General features: G+C 36.6%; 15 protein-coding genes. 13 read left to right on the forward strand and 2 right to left on the reverse strand.

The genetic code is table 11. From position 1 onward, the window contains the following. Positions 1-143: 143 nt before the first annotated feature. Entirely contained in the window at positions 144-1,055 is a 912-nt protein-coding gene (locus ACQKOG_RS02715) for a LysR family transcriptional regulator (protein WP_370081339.1), read from the reverse strand. A 204-nt stretch (positions 1,056-1,259) separates the two neighbouring features. Between ACQKOG_RS02715 and ACQKOG_RS02720 the strand changes: the two genes are divergently transcribed. The 10 genes from ACQKOG_RS02720 to ald all read left to right on the forward strand — a co-directional run bounded on the left by ACQKOG_RS02720 (position 1,260) and on the right by ald (position 15,541). Further along, the gene (locus ACQKOG_RS02720; protein WP_427444905.1) at positions 1,260-2,636 is read left to right on the forward strand and encodes an aspartate aminotransferase family protein; all 1,377 of its coding nucleotides are present in this window, start codon (positions 1,260-1,262) and stop codon (positions 2,634-2,636) included. A 62-nt stretch (positions 2,637-2,698) separates the two neighbouring features. Further along, entirely contained in the window at positions 2,699-4,120 is a 1,422-nt protein-coding gene (locus ACQKOG_RS02725; RefSeq protein WP_402873485.1) for an NAD-dependent succinate-semialdehyde dehydrogenase, read from the forward strand. Between the two features lie 167 nt (positions 4,121-4,287). Further along, the gene (locus ACQKOG_RS02730; RefSeq protein WP_285395967.1) at positions 4,288-4,944 is read left to right on the forward strand and encodes a GNAT family N-acetyltransferase; all 657 of its coding nucleotides are present in this window, start codon (positions 4,288-4,290) and stop codon (positions 4,942-4,944) included. 155 nt (positions 4,945-5,099) lie between these two features. Beyond that, the gene (locus tag ACQKOG_RS02735; RefSeq protein ID WP_370081335.1) at positions 5,100-6,734 is read left to right on the forward strand and encodes an amidohydrolase; all 1,635 of its coding nucleotides are present in this window, start codon (positions 5,100-5,102) and stop codon (positions 6,732-6,734) included. 308 nt (positions 6,735-7,042) lie between these two features. Beyond that, the gene (locus ACQKOG_RS02740) at positions 7,043-8,314 is read left to right on the forward strand and encodes an APC family permease (protein ID WP_370081333.1); all 1,272 of its coding nucleotides are present in this window, start codon (positions 7,043-7,045) and stop codon (positions 8,312-8,314) included. A 54-nt stretch (positions 8,315-8,368) separates the two neighbouring features. Next, positions 8,369-9,757, forward strand: coding sequence for an APC family permease (locus ACQKOG_RS02745; protein ID WP_402873494.1), 1,389 nt, complete (start codon positions 8,369-8,371; stop codon positions 9,755-9,757). A gap of 77 nt (positions 9,758-9,834) precedes the next feature. Further along, a complete protein-coding gene (locus ACQKOG_RS02750) occupies positions 9,835-11,088 on the forward strand; it encodes an ArgE/DapE family deacylase (protein ID WP_370081329.1) in 1,254 nt (417 codons plus the stop codon). A gap of 527 nt (positions 11,089-11,615) precedes the next feature. After that, positions 11,616-12,926 (forward strand): aspartate aminotransferase family protein, encoded by a 1,311-nt coding sequence (locus tag ACQKOG_RS02755; RefSeq protein WP_370081327.1) that lies wholly within the window; start codon positions 11,616-11,618, stop codon positions 12,924-12,926. A gap of 22 nt (positions 12,927-12,948) precedes the next feature. Then, complete coding sequence (locus tag ACQKOG_RS02760; RefSeq protein ID WP_370081325.1) at positions 12,949-14,370, forward strand: aldehyde dehydrogenase family protein; 1,422 nt, start codon at positions 12,949-12,951, stop codon at positions 14,368-14,370. A gap of 25 nt (positions 14,371-14,395) precedes the next feature. After that, entirely contained in the window at positions 14,396-15,541 is a 1,146-nt protein-coding gene (gene ald / locus ACQKOG_RS02765; RefSeq protein WP_370081323.1) for an alanine dehydrogenase, read from the forward strand. Between the two features lie 131 nt (positions 15,542-15,672). On the opposite strand, the gene ACQKOG_RS02770 is transcribed toward ald, so the two are convergent. Next, positions 15,673-15,897, reverse strand: coding sequence for a DUF2188 domain-containing protein (locus ACQKOG_RS02770; protein ID WP_370081321.1), 225 nt, complete (start codon positions 15,895-15,897; stop codon positions 15,673-15,675). 266 nt (positions 15,898-16,163) lie between these two features. On the opposite strand from ACQKOG_RS02770, the gene ACQKOG_RS02775 reads away from it, so the two are divergent. From ACQKOG_RS02775 to ACQKOG_RS02785, 3 genes are all read left to right on the forward strand, one after another. Further along, a complete protein-coding gene (locus tag ACQKOG_RS02775) occupies positions 16,164-16,610 on the forward strand; it encodes a recombinase family protein (RefSeq protein ID WP_370081319.1) in 447 nt (148 codons plus the stop codon). A gap of 53 nt (positions 16,611-16,663) precedes the next feature. Further along, positions 16,664-16,750 carry a helix-turn-helix domain-containing protein gene (locus ACQKOG_RS02780; protein ID WP_370081355.1) on the forward strand — a complete coding sequence of 29 codons (87 nt, stop codon included), beginning with the start codon at positions 16,664-16,666 and terminating at the stop codon, positions 16,748-16,750. Between the two features lie 261 nt (positions 16,751-17,011). Next, entirely contained in the window at positions 17,012-17,197 is a 186-nt protein-coding gene (locus ACQKOG_RS02785; protein WP_053483775.1) for an antitoxin VbhA family protein, read from the forward strand.

Here is a 17,197-nt window from a genome sequence, read left to right on the forward strand (position 1 = left end):
ATTAGTAGCCGTAGGATTGCTAATTCCTGATGTTAAAGTGAGAATGCTTATTTTGACTTAATATGCATTATCTACCGAATATTTTGACTTAATATGCATTATCTACCGAATATTTTAACTTGAACGCCATTACTTAAATCATATTAATCATTGAAAATGCTTGTCATTTTCTCTGCAACCTCTTCGGTAATCGCAAGAAATCGTTTGGAAATTGATGTCATGTAACGATCCTTAAGTGTAATTATATTAAGTTTTGTTTGTAACACTGGATTTGCTAGTGGTCTAAGTACCGGTAAATCAGGAGAATTAAGTAGCTTGAAACAGCTAGGTACAAAACAAATTCCTGCGCCTTTCATTACCATCATAAGTGTTGGTAATGTTTCTGTCCCCCAGTAAACGACATTAGGCGTAAATCCACTTTTTTGGCATGCCTCGATCACATCATCAGCAACACCTGATCCATAAGATGTTGTATTTAAAAGAAATCGTTCGTTTTTCAAGTCTGCAATATCAATAGAATCTTTTTCACATAGATGATGGTTGGGTGGAAGAGCTAAAAGTAAAGGTTCTGTTAGTAGTGTTGAAGTATGGATGTCCTCCGCTCTCACTGAAGTTCGGACAATTCCAATATCTATTTTATGACTTCTTAGTTCTTCTAAAATATATGATGTATTACCCTCGCGAACATGTGTAACTATGTTAGGAGTTTCCTTTTGAATTTTTTTAAAGACATTTGGCAAAATAAATAGATTTGCTGAAGTAGTACAACCCAATTTCACAGTACCTCTAATTCCTTCATGAAACTCGACTAATTTCTTCTCCGTATTCTCAGATATATCAAGTAATTCTTTTCCTTTTTCATATAAAAATACTCCACTTGGTGTTAATTCAAGAGATCTACCTAAACGATTAAACAAAGTGACATTTAATTCTTGTTCAAATTTTCTAATTAAAATACTTAAGGGGGGTTGAGTCATTTGCAGTGCAGTAGCAGCTTTTGTGATGCTACCTTCCTCAACTACTGTAATAAAACAATGTAAACGATGAAGGTTCATTTTGATAACTCCTCCTTTTAGTATTCATAAAATATATGGAAGTCATATAAATATTATAATTTACATTATAAAAATGTAAAGATATACTATTTTCATAATTAAGAATAGTTCAAAAATTGGATCTAAACTGTATTTCAGTTTAGTTGATACCAGAGTGTGTCCATCCAATCGCAAATTATTAATTTATAAATGGAGGTTTTATCAATGACAACTAAAATTACTCAACAATCAAAAACTGTAGAGTTAGCTAAACTGGACAAAAAGCACTTGCTACATCCAGCTACAAATCCGAAGGCTTTAATTGACAATGGACCGCCTATTATCTTTGTTAAAGGTAAAGGAGTTACGGTTACAAGTACGGATGATGTGGAATACATCGACGGGATGTCAATGCTTTGGAACGTGAACTTAGGACATGGGAATCAAGAACTTGCAGATGCTGGTAATAGTCAATTATCTACCCTCGCGTATGCATCATCATTTAAAGGATTCTCAAATGAACCATCCATTCTACTTGCTGAAAAATTAGCTGAGTTAGCACCAGGAGATTTAAATAGTGTATTCTACACTTCTGGTGGGTCAGAATCAAATGATACAGCAATTAAATTAGCTCGTTTCTACTGGGAGCTTAAAGGGAAATCAGAAAAAAGAAAGATTATTGCGCTAACGAATGCTTATCACGGTGTAACAATAGGAGCGCAAACAGCTACTGGTCTTGCAGCATACCACAAGTTCGCATCATCAAATATAGACGGAGTTGTTCGTGCAACAGCCCACCTATTAAACAGCGAGTTAGGTGATAAAAGTGACCCGAACTATGCAGATTCTATCCGTGGAACAATTGAAAGAGAAGGTGCGGAGACGATTGCCGGAATTATTATTGAACCTGTGCAAGGTGCGGGCGGAGTTAATATTCCACCAGAAGGTTACTTAGAAGCAGTTCGTAAAATCTGTGACGAGCACAATATCCTTTTCATGGCAGATGAAGTTATTTGTGGATTTGGTCGTACGGGGAAAATGTTTGGTGTAAACAACTGGAATGTTGTCCCTGATATGATGTCAATTGCAAAAGGAATTACGAGTGGTTATTCGCAACTTGGCGGGGTCATGATGAATGATGAAATTAGAGAAACAATTGCTAACTTCGATGCTGTTATCCCACATGGTTTCACATATAGTGGCCATCCGACTGCTTGTGCGATTGGACTGAAAAACATTGAAATACTAGAGCGTGATAATATTATTGACCACGTAAACGAAATGGAGAAAGAACTTAAGAAAGGTTTAGATTACTTAGCTGAAAAACATAGTATTGTAACAAATTGCAGAGTAATTGGTCTGTTGGCTGCATTTGAACTTTATGAAGATCCAACAAGTGGAAAATTGTTTGATCCAACTGTTTTTCCAGCAAATGCGGTAGTTGACGCATGTTTCAATCGCCAATTAATATTAAGAGCGCTTGGGGCATATAACCAAATTGTGGCAATTGCGCCGCCGCTTATTATTAACAAAGAAGAAATTGAAAAAATGATTCAAATTATAGACGATTCGATTACTGCTTTTAAAAAAACACGCAACTAAACTATTCCTATAAAGTAAGTTGAGTAGTGGTGGTTTATTGTTAAAAAAGGGGAGGTTCTCTAGTGCTTTATATAAATGGTGAATGGCGAGATACAGGAAATAAATTAGATGTAACAAATCCTGCGACAGGAGAAATAATTAGAACTGTTGCTACAGGTGGTAAAACTGAAACTAAAGAAGCAATCGAAAGTGCGAAGAGAGCATTTGAATTCTGGGGTAAGACAACTGGAAATGAGCGCAGCAACTACCTGTTTCAAGTGGTCCAATTGATGAAAGAAAAAACAAAAGAATTAGCTGAAACAATTACACTTGAAAATGGTAAGCCTTTACCAGATGCTACTCGTGAAGTAGCAGGTGCGATCAGCTATCTAGAATGGTATGCAGAGGAAGCTAAGAGAATTTATGGGGAAACAATTCCTGCATCTGCAGCTGATAAACACTTAATGGTAATTCGCGAACCTGTTGGGGTATGTGCAGCTATTACACCATGGAATTTCCCGTTATCGATGATTACAAGAAAAATTGCACCTGCACTTGCTGCAGGTTGTACGATTGTTTTAAAACCGGCTGACTTAACTCCTCTTTCGGCGATAAAAGTATTCGAATGCTTTCATGAAGTTGGACTACCTGCTGGAGTTGCAAACCTGGTAATTGGCCCAGCTGAAGAAATTGGGAAAGAGATGACGAGTAACCCAGACGTTCGTAAAATCACATTTACTGGCTCGACGCGTGTGGGGAAAAAACTTATCCGTGATTCGTCTGATACAGTGAAGAAAATATCAATGGAGCTTGGTGGACACGCACCGTATATTGTGTTTGAGGATGCTGATATTGACGCAGCAGTTAATGGTATATTAGTGTCTAAGTTTATTAACTCAGGTCAAACTTGCATCAGCACCAACCGGATTTACGTAGCAGAAACTGTAGCTGATGAATTCTCAGGAAAGTTAGCTGAAAAGGTATCTAAATTAGTTGTAGGAAATGGATTAGAAGATGGCGTAAATGTCGGTCCAGTAATTAATAAAGTAGCTCTTGAAAAAGTGAAAAGTCAAGTAGAAGACGCTGTGAAACATGATGGTAAAGTAATTGCGGGTGGTAATGTATTTACATTAAATAATGGAAGCGGTTACTTCTTTGAGCCCACAGTTATTCAATATGCAAGCGATAATATGAAGATTACAACAGAAGAAACATTTGGACCAGTTGCACCAATTTATACATTTAAGACGGAAGAAGAGGTAGTTGAAAGAGCAAACCATCCTGAATATGGTCTTGCAGCTTATTGTTATACGCGAGACATTGGTCGAGGCTTACGAATGATGCGTGCTTTAGAGTTTGGAATTGTTGGTATTAATGATCCAGCTCCAGTGGTTGTACAAGCTCCGTTTGGTGGTATGAAGGAAAGTGGAATGGGGAAAGAAGGCGGTTGGTACGGACTTGAGGAGTACTTGGAGAAGAAGTTTGTATCGATTTATTTAAAATAATAAAAAATGTTACTAATCTAGGTAACTAAATATATTGTAGTAGACTTATCTACATTCTCCATGTCTCTCATACATAGTTTCTAAAGAATGTATGGGAGACAGTCTACACAATTAATAAAGTAATAAACTTTAATTTAATTCCAATAAAATAAGAGGGTGAATTTATTATGTCTCAAGTAAATTTAAAAAATAATGGACAAGAAATAGTTGTCCGCAATATTTTAAAAGAGGATCTTGCTGAAGTTGCTGCACTTTCTATGAAGTGTTTTGGACCTGATATGGCATTAAAATATGAGCATTTTGAAAGTCAGATTGAGTTGTTCCCAGAAGGTCAAATTTGTCTAGAATATAACGGTAAAATTGTAGGAACCGCTTTAAGTCTAATTGTAAATTTTGAAGATTACGGAGATAGTCACTCATATTTTCAAATCTGTGATTTAGGATTTATTCGAAATCATAACCCTAATGGTAGAAACCTATATGGTATTGAAATTGGAGTACACGAAGATTTTAGAGGGTTACAATTGGGACGTCATTTGTATGATGGCCGAAAAAGAATATGTGAGAAACTTAACTTAGAAAGTATCTTAGTAGGTGGTCGTATACCTTTTTACTATAAATATGCTGAGCAGATGAGTGCAGATGAATATGCACTAGAGGTAATGAAAGGGAAAATATATGATCCTGTATTAACATTCCAAATGAAAAACGGATACGTATTAAATAAAGTAATGCCAGGTTATTTACCTGGGGATGTTGAGTCATTAGAATATGCAACACTTTTGGAATGGAAAAATCCAGTTTACAAGCTTAAATTAGTATGAGTCTTTTGTCCGTTATGTTCGCCTATTTTAATAGGCGAACAGTGGATGCCCATTGTTTATTGCGATTATGTAACTTCTTTAGTTATGTAAGCGCTTTCAATATATTGTTATGAGTTCCATTAGAAGTAAATCTTAGGTAAAGAGAGGAGTTATAAATGGTTATAGCTGATAAAGTTATTTCGAGTGAAGCAGTATTTACAGGTTTAGAAAATGAAGCAAAGCCAGCTGCTATTGCGATTAAAGGTAACAAAATCATTGCAGTAGGTTCGATGGAGGAAATAAAACCATTTATAGGTTTAGACACGAAGGAATATCATTATGGCAACCAACTCATTATGCCAGGATTTCATGATGCGCACCTTCATCTCATGTTTGGTAGTCTTTTCTCGCATGCAAGTATCAATTTATCGGATGCTCATTCGGAAGAAGAAGTTGCTAGTTTAGTAAAGCAATTTTCGGAAAACGTGCATGCTGATGAGTGGATTATAGGCTATGGATGGGATCATACAAATTGGGCAGAGAAATGCTTGCCGACACGTTTTTCTTTAGACAAAGTAGTTCCTAATCGCCCGATTATTCTTTTCCACGCAGAAGGTCATTATTCGTGGGTTAATAGTTTAGCACTTGAAAATGCTAGGGTTACAAATGAAACTGAAGACCCTCCTAATGGTACGATTCAAAAAGATGAAAATAATGAAATCACAGGAATTCTTCTTGAAACAGCAATGAATTTAGTTGTGGATATTGCTCTCGCATTTCCGGATAAACGGAAAGAAGAATTGTTTGAAGAGTTCTTAAAAAAATCAGCTCAATTAGGCATTACATCAGTAAATGATTTGTTTGCAAGTAGTTTTGATAAGTTAAATAGTTTCGATATGTATAAGGCATATGATGAAGCCGGAAAACTTACGACTCGAATTCATCTTTACCCTGAGTTAAATGATGATATAGATAGAGCAATAAGCTTGCGTGAAAAGTACAATTCCGAAAAATTACAGCTTGCAGGACTTAAGCAGTTTATTGATGGCGTTGTAACTGGACATACCGCATACATGTTAGATCCTTACTTAGACAAACCTATAACACGAGGGAGTACTGCTTTTCCTGTAGAAACGATCAAAAACTGGGTGACAAAAGCGGACAAAGAAGGATTTCAAATTCGCTTTCATACAATTGGTGATGGCGCAGTTAGGCTTGCTCTAGATATATTTGAAGCAGCAAGGATGGATAATGGTGTGAGAGATTCACGACATGCGCTAGAGCATATTGAAGTGATTCATCCGACAGATATTAAGAGATTTAAAGAATTGGGGGTTGTTCCATCTGTACAGCCTTCTCATCTAGCATTGATGCCAAAAGAAAGTCATACTTTGCGTGTCGGTAAAGAGAAAGACCCTTATACGTATTTATGTAAAACGTTATACGACGCAGTTGAGTATATTGCTCTTGGTACAGACTATCCAATAGCAACATTAGATCCTTTTAAAGAAATTTTTCATGCGATTACGAGACTAGACTTTACTGGTGATTATGAGTGGAATAGTCAAGAGCAGATAACACTCGCAGAAGCGTTGAAAGCGTATACAAAAGGTTCAGCATACAGCACATTCAGAGAAAAAGATTTGGGTACATTAGAAGTTGGAAAATTAGCAGATATTATTGTACTAGATAAAAACCTCTTTGAAGTAGAAAATAAAGAAATTCTTCAAACGAAAGTTTTGTTAACAATTATGGATGGTGAAGTTGTTTATCTTTATTCAGCAGAAGACTCCCACCTCTATAGGTGCTGAGATGAATGCGATTTTGGTACCTTTTCAGTGGGTGTCCAAACACCTACTGAATAAAGATAAAAGCCTCCGGCGGATGTCACGGATTTTCAAAGGAATGAATTGTGCGGGCACAATTCAAAATCCGGACGCAATTACGCCAAGGCGTAATTGATAGTGAATCAGTCTACTATCCTACTATTTTAGTTAATTGATCATTTTACCGGGAAGATTTTTTTATTACTATTCGAGGAGTGAGAAAAATAAAACATCCAGTTAATTTGTCTAGATCGCTTTCTTTAACGTCTGTTGTTGTTACTGGGACGGCCTTTATGGCTTTAACTACAGTGTTTAGCACATACGGCATAGCCTCTAAAATATCTCATGGTATGGTCGCTGGATCGTATGTACTTGCATTAATTGTGATGATGTTTACGGCTCATAGTTATGGTCAAATGGCAAAAGCGTACCCCATTGCGGGATCTGCCTATACCTATGCGCAAAAAGCTATTAATTCTCATGTTGGTTTCTTAGTGGGATGGGCAATTTTAATGGATTATCTCTTGATCCCAATGGTTAACTTTTTACTATTTGGTATTTTCTTCTCAGCTGCTATACCTGAAGTTCCACAGTATGTTTGGATATTTACATTAGTCGTTCTTGTGACGTTTGTAAATGTTAGAGGTGTAAAGTTAAGCGCAAATATCAACATGATTGTAACAGGCTTATCGGTATTATTTATAGTTGTCTTTTGCATCTTATCAGTTAAATCAATAGTAACTGGAACCGGGACTGGTATTTTATTTAACCTTGATCCCTTTATTAATACCGAGGAGTCATTTAAGTATATAGTTGCTGGTGCTGCACTATTATGTTTCTCTTTCCTCGGTTTTGATGCAGTTTCTACTTTTTCAGAAGAAGTAAAAAATCCGGAGAAAAACATACCGCGTGCAATATCTTTAGTAACAATAATTGGTGGATTATGTTTTGTAGTCGTATCTTATTTGGCACATAATGTTTGGCCAGATTATACGAGTTTTAAAGATGCTGATTCTGCTTCCTATGAAATTATTTTCCTAGTAGGCGGGAATGCCTTACAAGCAGCATTCCTAGCAAAAACTGCAGTGGTTGTATTTGGTTCCGCGTCCGCATCTCAAGCAAGTGCTGCACGTGTATTATACGCAATGGGAAGAGATGGACAATTACCTAAAAATTTTTTTGGAAAACTAAATAAAAGAACGAGAACCCCGGTTAACAACATTTTATTAATTGGTCTTTTATCATTATCTGCATTATTTTTAAGTCTAAACTTTGTCGCGTCTTTCATTAACTTTGGCGCCCTACTTGCATTTACTGCTGTGAATCTATCCGTTGTTTTTTTATATTACGGTAAGCGAAAAGAACGCTCCTTAAAGGGGATTATCTTCTATTTGATTTTTCCATTAATCGGAGCAGTACTTACAACTTGTTTGCTTTTCAACCTAGATGTTTATTCGATTGCTCTTGGTAGTGTTTGGTTAGGAATTGGTGTTATTTATTTATTATTTATGACAAAAGGTCTTAAGCATAAACCACCAGTGCTCAATACAGATCAGATTGATTAGTCGCAGTTTAAAACATTAATGAAGCAGCTAAAAATATGTAAAGGGGATGGATGAATGACAGATAAAACTACGCTCAAAAGGTCATTAGGTGTTTGGTCAATTGTTGCACTGGGATTAGGATATATGACGCCTACAGTGGTCTTTGATACGTTTGGAATTGTATCAAAATTAACAAATGGTGTAGTACCAATGGCGTATTTTGTCGCCTTGTTAGTAATGGTATTGACAGCGATTAGTTATGGAAAGATGGTACAGGTATTCCCGGCTGCTGGTTCAGCATATACATACACCCGGGAAACAATGGGGTCTCACCTAGGATTCCTCGTAGGGTGGGCATCGTTATTAGATTATTTATTATTACCTTTAGTTAATGCATTAATTATTCGAATATATATGGAATCTCTGTTTCCGAATGTACCTGTTTGGATTTGGGTTTTTGCTTATGTCATTGTAGTTACTGCAATTAATGCTTATAGTATGGAATCAACATCCAGCTTAAACTTTATACTCGTTGTTTTCACGATTTGTTTAATAGGTATCTTCATAATACTTGCTTCTGTACAACTTTATCACGGTATGGGAAATGGTACTTTATTCACGATTCATCCACTATCACATGAAAATGTGAAATTAATAGCCGTTTTAACTGGGGCAACAGTAGTAGCTTTCTCGTTTATCGGTTTCGACGCAATAACAATGTATACGGAAGAAGCAAAGGATACATCAACAGTTCCTAGAGCAATCCTTCTAACTGTTTTAATCGGTGGGGGTATTTTCTTTATTGCTTCTTATTTTACACAAGCATTATTCCCGGATGTTTCTGTGTTCGAAAATGTAGATGATACATTGCCGGAAATAGGTTTATATGTAGGAGGGAAGTTATTCCAGCTGATTTTCATTGCAGGAGCTTTCGCTGCTACTGTAGCTTCAGGACTTGCATCTCATGCAAGTGCATCTCGTTTGCTGTTTGTTATGGGCAGAAATGGTGTACTTCCTAAAAAAACTTTCGGATACTTACACCCTAAATTTAGAACGCCTGTTTTTACGATTGTTTTGACGGGAATCGTATCATTATTTGCAATAGGACCAAATTTAGAATTAATTGCTTCAGTCATTAACTTTGGGGCATTAATTGCATTCACATTCGTTAACCTATCTGTTATTGTTCATTTCTATATACGTCAGAAAAGGAGATCAGGCAGTGAAACCTTTAAGTACTTAATTATGCCTTCTTTCGGAGCATTAGCTACTGGAGTTCTTTGGTATCATTTACACGCTGATGCATTTATAGGTGGAATCGTTTGGCTTATAATCGGAATCATTTACATGCTGTTTATAACAAGATTCTTTAAAAAAGAACTTGGAAGCATGGACTCTATTGATGACTTGGAGTCATTAGATAAAGAGATTTTTGATGAAGAAAAGATTAAAGTCTTGAATTAACTATTTAGAGGATGAGAATCTCTTAGATAATCTTCCTCTTTTTAATGACACAAGAAGTAAATAAAGGAGTGATTGCTTTGAAAGAAAAAATTCGACTGTATATAGAAGAAAATAAAGAAGAATTATTTAAAACAATTCAAGATGTCGTACGTATAAAAAGCGTTGTTGGTAATGAACAAGAAATGCAATTATACATGAAAAAAAAATATGAAGAACTTAACTTGATTTTGCATGAGATTGAACCAAAATATGAGAAGGTTTCAGCTCATGAAGCGTTTATTGATTCAGGTATTCCGTTTGAAGACCGAAAAAATATTATCGGAATACATAAAGGAGTCTCCGATGGTAAGTCATTAACGATTCATGGACATGTAGATGTTGTTTCTCCAGAACCATTTTCAAACTGGACGATGGACCCATGGAGTGGAGATATTATTGGAAACAAGTTATACGGTCGAGGCTCTGCCGATATGAAAGCAGGACTTATTTCAAATTGGTTCGCATTGAAAACATTAATTGATTTAGGTTATCCAATTGCTGGAGATGTTCAGCTACATTCAGTAATAGAAGAAGAAGCTGGTGGTGGAGGCGGAGCTTTAGCATGTTTGGAGGAAGGCTTCGTAACAGATGGGTACATTTCGACAGAGCCACATAATTTGAATATGACAATAAGTCATGGGGGGATTATGTATTTCCGAGTGTACGTAAAGGGAAGAACAGCGCATGCTGGTTTAGCGCATGAAGGCATAAATGCTATTTCAAAAATGATGAAAATCCTAAGTGCGCTGGATGAATTAAGTGAATGGCGTGCTAAAAATGTTAAGTTTGATTTATTTGAAAAGGGGTCTGGACAGTCCGTTCACTTAAACTTAGGTGTACTAAAAGCTGGGGACTGGGTATCGACAGTTCCAGGGGAAGCGATCCTCGAAGGAAGAATTGGTTTTATCCCAGGGGAAACTCGCGAAGAAATTAAGCAACTAGTACAAGACACGATTATGAAATCTGTCTTAGGCGATGAGTGGATGGATAAAAATCCACCTGTTATAGAGTGGTTTGGATGGTCAACGGAGCCATGGTACCAAGATCCTGAGAACCCTTTTGTAAAATTATTCATCGAAAATGCAGAAGGTGTTATGGGACATAAAGTAGTAATGGTTGGAAGAGCTGGAGGAAATGATGCACGATTTACTCAGTATTACGGAAAACAAGGATTGTGCTTTGGGCCAATTGGAGAAAATATGCATGGACCAGATGAATGTGTTCATTTAGATAGCGTAGTAGAAGTAACTAATGTTTTGGCAAATTATATTATTAAGTGGAGCGAGAGTTAATCATCGTTAACTTTTGGGAATATCCATTTCAAACTAATATAGTGTCTCTCATAATGCTGCTAGCTTGGGTAGCTGAATGATTAGGAATGTTATGGAAAAAGGGGGTAGGCTTAATACAATTGGTATTAGATTTAAAACAAAATCTAGCATTAAAAATGACACAAGAAATGCAACAATCTTTGCAACTTCTATAAATGTCGTCTTTTGAATCGCATGACTATTTATCGGACAAGGCGATCAAAAACCATTTAATAACTAATGAGAAGATGGCACTTAATAAGTGAGGATTATTTGTACACTAAAAAAACTTTTAATCGGGAAATTATTAGTGTGGAAAATTATTTGATAAAACAAATCTCTCTTAACAATTTAATCGACGAAACAATTCCTGTATTCAAAATTAACGGAAAATTAAATTAATTTATTTCCGAAATGTAAGTAAATCACATTTTAGTAGTTGGCAAGCTTATTGTTTATTAATTGTGAGTGTATTGTTTAAAAACATTTAATAGAGAGGATGTATTTTTATGAAAAGAAATTATTCTGTTGAAGAACTTAAAGTGTTAGACCAAAAGCATTTTCTACACCCTACTTCGCCAGTAAAGACGGAAAATGGACCGGCATTTATTTTTACAGAAGGAAAAGGTGTTTATCTGTATGATATTACAGGTAAAAAAGTTATTGATGGTATGTCTTCACTTTGGAATGTGAATATCGGACATGGTAGAACAGAACTTGGTGAAGTAGCGAAGGAACAAATGGATAAATTAGCCTTCAGTTCTTGTTTTGCAACGTTTAGTAATGAGCCTGCTATTCTATTAGCAAAAAAGTTAGCAGAATTAGCACCTGGTGATTTAAATACTACATTTTTTACGTCCGGTGGTTCCGAATCCAATGATAGCGCCTATAAATTGGCTCGTCATTATTGGATATTAAAAGGGGAAACTTCTCGAAAAAAAATTATCTCAAGATCGAGATCTTATCACGGGGTGGCAATCGGTGCTACAAGTGCGACGGGTTTAAAAGGATTTCGTGATTTTACAAATTCTAATGCACCGGATTTTCTATTCGTAGATCATTTCTCCATACAGGCTTTACGTGATTTGATTGAAACTGAAGGTCCAGAAACAATAGCTGCTTTCATCACCGAGCCAGTACAAGGTGCAGGAGGGGTGCATGTTGCACCGGATAATTATTTCAAAGAAATTCGTGAAATTTGCAATGAGTACGGTATTTTGATGATAACTGATGAAGTTATCACAGGATTTGGTAGGACGGGTAAGTTCTTTGCGATGGAACATTTTAATGTGGTACCGGATATGATGTGCTTTGCAAAAGGGGTTACTAGTGGATATGCACAATTAGGTGGTGTAATGATCTCAGAGAAAATACACCAAGAATTTTCTGAGTTATCAGAAGGAACTATATTGCATGGATACACTTATAGTGGTCATCCAATGGCCTGTGCAGTTGGGTTGAAAAACATTGAAATTATAGAGAAAGATAATTTAGTAGCAAATGCAGAAATTCGTGGTCAAGAGCTATTAGCAGGGTTAAAAGTATTACAAGCGAAGTATCCATTTATTGTAGATGCAAGAGGTTTAGGTTTAATGGCAGGCATAGAAATCTCTTATGAAGGAAGACTCCTCGCTCCGCAAATAGTGACAGAGGCAGCAAAGTTGGGATTAATATGTCGCTCTGTTGTACTAGATGCTCAAGATATTGTTGTATTTTCACCACCATTATCAATAAGCCAAAAGGAGTTAAGAGATTTATTAGATATTCTAGAAAAAGCGATTCAAGAAGTAGAGAATCAGGTATTGGTAAATAAGTTGTAATACGAAAGGTGAGGTAATTATAATGAGGAAAAATTTATTTATCAATGGGGATTGGGTGGAAGCAGCAGAGTATACAGAATTATGCTCTCCATATAGTAGCGAGGTCATTGCAGAAATACCGAAGGCAAATGTCGAGGAAGTAGAAGCAGCTTTAGTAGCTGCCGATGCTGCACGTAAAACGATGGCGAATATGCCTTTGTATAAGCGTGCGATTATTCTTGAAAAATTAGCTTCTTTATTAGAAGCACGTGCTGAAGAAGCAGCAGAGCTAATAGCACTAGAAGCAGCCAAGCCTATTTCAACCGCCAAAGCGGAAGTTCAGCGTACAATTCAAACGTATAAATTTGCTGCTGAAGAAGCAAAGCGAATACACGGAGAAACAATTCCTGTGGATGCTGCCCCTGGTGGAGACGGGCGCATTGCCTATACGGTTCGTGAACCATTAGGTATCGTGGCAGCTATTACACCTTTTAATTTCCCAATGAATCTAGTTGCTCATAAAGTAGGGCCAGCAATAGCATCAGGTAACACGGTTGTATTAAAACCTGCAAGTCAAACACCATTAACTTCCTATTTTATTGGTGAATTATTAGTAGAGGCAGGATTACCGAAGGGTGCGTTAAATATCGTTACTGGTGCAGGTTCTTTAATTGGTAACAAATTAGTCACGGATAATCGCGTGAAAAAGATTTCTTTTACAGGTAGCCCCGCTGTAGGTATTGGCATACGCAATCAAGCAGGTCTTAAGAAAGTAACGCTTGAATTGGGTTCTAATGCGGCTGTTATTATCGATGAAAATGTTAATATTGATAAATTAATTCCACGTGTCGTTTCCGGTGCATTTGCATTCCAAGGGCAGGTATGTATTTCAGTTCAACGAATCTATGTTCACGATAAAATGTATGATTTGTTTGTAGATAAATTTGTAGCAGCTACAAAAGAGTTGAAACTTGGTGATCCCCTAGATCCTACAACGGATGTTTCAGCCTTAATTAGTCCACAAGATGTAAAACGAACATTAAGTTGGATTGAAGAAGCAAAGGAGCAAGGGGCAATTATTGCAACTGGTGGAGAATCTGAAGGGAATATCTTACAACCTACCGTACTATTAAATGTAAAACCGGAGCAGAAGGTTTCCTGTCAGGAGGTATTCGCACCAATCGTATCTATTATGAAGTTTACATCTATTCAAGAGGCATTTGATCAAGTAAATGACTCCAAATATGGTTTGCAAGCTGGTATTTATACAGATAATATCCATGTTGCTTTACAGGCAACGCAAAAACTCCATGTAGGTGGTGTCATTATAAATGATATTCCTACATTCCGTTTAGATCATCTACCATATGGTGGCGTAAAGGAAAGTGGTATGGGAAGAGAAGGGCTGAAGTATGCAATTGAGGAAATGACAGAAATGAAACTTGTAGTTATAAACCAAAACTAATAAAAAATGGGTAGGAGGAAATATAATGATAATTGGTGTACCTAAAGAAATAAAAAATAATGAAAATCGAGTAGGAATTACTCCAGCAGGTGTTGTGGCTTACAAAAAAGGTGGTCATGAAGTAATAATTGAATCGAGTGCAGGGCTAGGTAGTGGATTTACAGACCAAGATTATTTAGATGTAGGCGCTCAAATTACTAAATCGACTAAGGAAGCTTGGGATGTTGATATGGTGATTAAAGTGAAGGAGCCGATTCAGGAGGAGTACAAATATTTTAAAGAGAATTTAATTCTCTACACATACCTACATTTAGCTCCAGAGCCAGAATTAACGAAAGCTTTGCTTGAAAGTAAAGTTACTGGAATTGCTTATGAAACAATTCAATTAGATTCAGGTGCATTACCGTTGTTAACGCCAATGAGTGAAGTTGCAGGCCGAATGTCTGTACAAATTGGTGCACAGTTTTTAGAAAATTCCAAAGGAGGAAAAGGAGTTCTCTTAGGTGGTATTCCTGGTGTTGCACCTGGAAATGTAGTGATTGTAGGTGCTGGAGTTGTCGGGACGAATGCTGCGAAAATGGCAGTAGGATTAGGTGCAAACGTAACAATTTTAGACGTTAATATTACACGCTTAAGTCAAATAGATGATATGTTCCAAGGACGTGTTCGTACACTTGCATCAAATACCTACAATATCGCTGAAGCAGTGAAAACAGCAGATTTGTTAATTGGTGCTGTGCTAATTCCAGGTTCACGTGCACCACAATTAGTTTCAAAAGAAATGATTCAAACGATGCAAAAGGGGTCTGTTGTAGTGGATGTAGCGGTAGATCAAGGGGGTTCTATTGAAACAATTGATCGAATTACTACTCATAGTAATCCTACTTATGAAGTATACGGAGTTGTGCATTACGCAGTTGCGAATATGCCAGGTGCTTGCGCGCGTACCTCAACAATGGGCTTGTCAAATGTAACTGTTCCATACGGTTTGCAAATAGCTAATAAAGGCTATCTCCAAGCTGCTTTAGATAATCCTGTTTTAGCGAAGGGGATAAACGTAGTAAATGGAAAAATAGTATATAAAGCGGTAGCTGATGCACATGGATTACCATATACGGATCTACAAGTAGAATTAGCAGCAGATTCAACTTCGGCGTTAGCAGTTAAATAGAATAAGAGAAATAATGTTATTTGAAATGAAAGAAGGTGAAAATTGGTAGGGAACGTAATCTACCAAGCTTTCACCTTCTTTACTATTTTTAAATTTCGACCTATTAATATAGTGGTGAATAGATATTAATATTAGCCTCTTGGTGGATAAGGGTCGTTTCCATAACTATTTTTTTCACGGATTCGACCTTGTTTATTGTGTACAAGCAATTCAGATTTTTGGTTTATGGCGATATCTCGACCATATTGAATAGCTTCATATTGTGTGTTGAATATTTTGGTAGCTTTCGGATTGCCTGCTCCTTTAACCTGATAACCGCCATTTGGATGCGGTGTAATATGTTGATTTTTCCCCATTACATTATCTCCTTTGTTTCGGTTATTGTGGAAGGGGAACATATTATCCTCTGTTTATTCACTCCATTTTGTATTATTATTTACTATTTAAGTGAATTTCAAAATATTGGTATCCATAGATTAATAGTAATCAAATTACATTTTGTCTGTAAAACTATCGTTTTATAGACATTCTAAACAGCCTACTCAAATCAGCATTTGTCTATTTACTCATCTATAATATTTATTATATAAAACGTATGGTAATAGACAAAGTGAGGGATTTTATGAGTAGAATCATTGGTTATGCGCGTGTCAGTAACGAGGATCAAAATTTGGCTCTACAGAAAATCGCCATTGAAAAATATGCCAAGGAGCAAGGAATGGATCTCCTCTTATATGTCGAGAAAATTTCAACGAGAAAATCTGAGCGCACTGAATTAATTCATGCCCTTAAAGCAGCTGCTCCTTGTGATCGTTTCGTTGTATATAAACTAGACCGACTTGCTCGCAGCACAAAGGAGCTTTATCAATTAACAGACGAAATGGTAAAGCGACAGGTTGATTTCGTTAGTATTCGTGATAGCTTCGACACTACTAGACCGACTGGACGCGTCATGTTTGGGATGCTTGCCGTATTCGCCGAAATTGAACGCGATATTATCCAGCAGCGTACAAAAGCTGGGCTTGAGGCTGCCCGTAAACGTGGCAGAATCGGGGACGCCCTGCCATAGATACCTATACGAAGCGTCGGATTGTGAAGTTGTTTGAAAGTGGAGAAAGTGCCATGGATATTGCAAAAGAGTATGGAATTGGACGTAGCACGATTTATAAAATCTTGAATGAGAACAAAAAGGATGCAATCCTAAAGTGAAGGACCTTTTCTATAATTGCGGTACGCTTTGTGCGAAACAATTTTTTTGATCGAAATCTAACCACAATTCAAGTGGATATGATTGCCTAGCTCTAAATTTTTCCACTGGCACCTAATGAATTTTTTCACTCAAACTGTAAACGCTAATGACAAAGGTTGAACAAAACCTGTGGGAATCGTGTAGTGATCTAACTATCATCTGATGCGTAAAAACTGATATAATAGAAATATACCAATAAAGTGAGGGGTGTTATATTATTTATGAAAGAAAATTCACGCCTAGAACGTAAAAAGCAAGTGCAATTCGCAGTTGGTATGGCTGCCATTGACGGTGGAAAACCGAGTGCATTTACACAAAACCTCTTAAACCAATATGAAAATGGTCAAGTATCATCCAGCCAATTGAAACAAGCGATTGTTGAAAAATATACAAGGGCTTCACAGTAA

The organism is Lysinibacillus sp. NPDC093216, from assembly GCF_050280325.1.
GTDB lineage: Bacteria > Bacillota > Bacilli > Bacillales_A > Planococcaceae > Lysinibacillus.

Coding starts and splice junctions, on each gene's coding strand:
- ACQKOG_RS02715 (WP_370081339.1), bottom strand. CDS start 1,055: ATGAACCTTCATCGTTTACATTGTTTTATTACAGTAGTTGAGGAAGGT.
- ACQKOG_RS02720 (WP_427444905.1), top strand. CDS start 1,260: ATGACAACTAAAATTACTCAACAATCAAAAACTGTAGAGTTAGCTAAA.
- ACQKOG_RS02730 (WP_285395967.1), top strand. CDS start 4,288: ATGTCTCAAGTAAATTTAAAAAATAATGGACAAGAAATAGTTGTCCGC.
- ACQKOG_RS02735 (WP_370081335.1), top strand. CDS start 5,100: ATGGTTATAGCTGATAAAGTTATTTCGAGTGAAGCAGTATTTACAGGT.
- ACQKOG_RS02740 (WP_370081333.1), top strand. CDS start 7,043: ATGGCTTTAACTACAGTGTTTAGCACATACGGCATAGCCTCTAAAATA.
- ACQKOG_RS02745 (WP_402873494.1), top strand. CDS start 8,369: ATGACAGATAAAACTACGCTCAAAAGGTCATTAGGTGTTTGGTCAATT.
- ACQKOG_RS02755 (WP_370081327.1), top strand. CDS start 11,616: ATGAAAAGAAATTATTCTGTTGAAGAACTTAAAGTGTTAGACCAAAAG.
- ACQKOG_RS02760 (WP_370081325.1), top strand. CDS start 12,949: ATGAGGAAAAATTTATTTATCAATGGGGATTGGGTGGAAGCAGCAGAG.
- ald (WP_370081323.1), top strand. CDS start 14,396: ATGATAATTGGTGTACCTAAAGAAATAAAAAATAATGAAAATCGAGTA.
- ACQKOG_RS02770 (WP_370081321.1), bottom strand. CDS start 15,897: ATGGGGAAAAATCAACATATTACACCGCATCCAAATGGCGGTTATCAG.
- ACQKOG_RS02775 (WP_370081319.1), top strand. CDS start 16,164: ATGAGTAGAATCATTGGTTATGCGCGTGTCAGTAACGAGGATCAAAAT.
- ACQKOG_RS02780 (WP_370081355.1), top strand. CDS start 16,664: ATGGATATTGCAAAAGAGTATGGAATTGGACGTAGCACGATTTATAAA.
- ACQKOG_RS02785 (WP_053483775.1), top strand. CDS start 17,012: ATGAAAGAAAATTCACGCCTAGAACGTAAAAAGCAAGTGCAATTCGCA.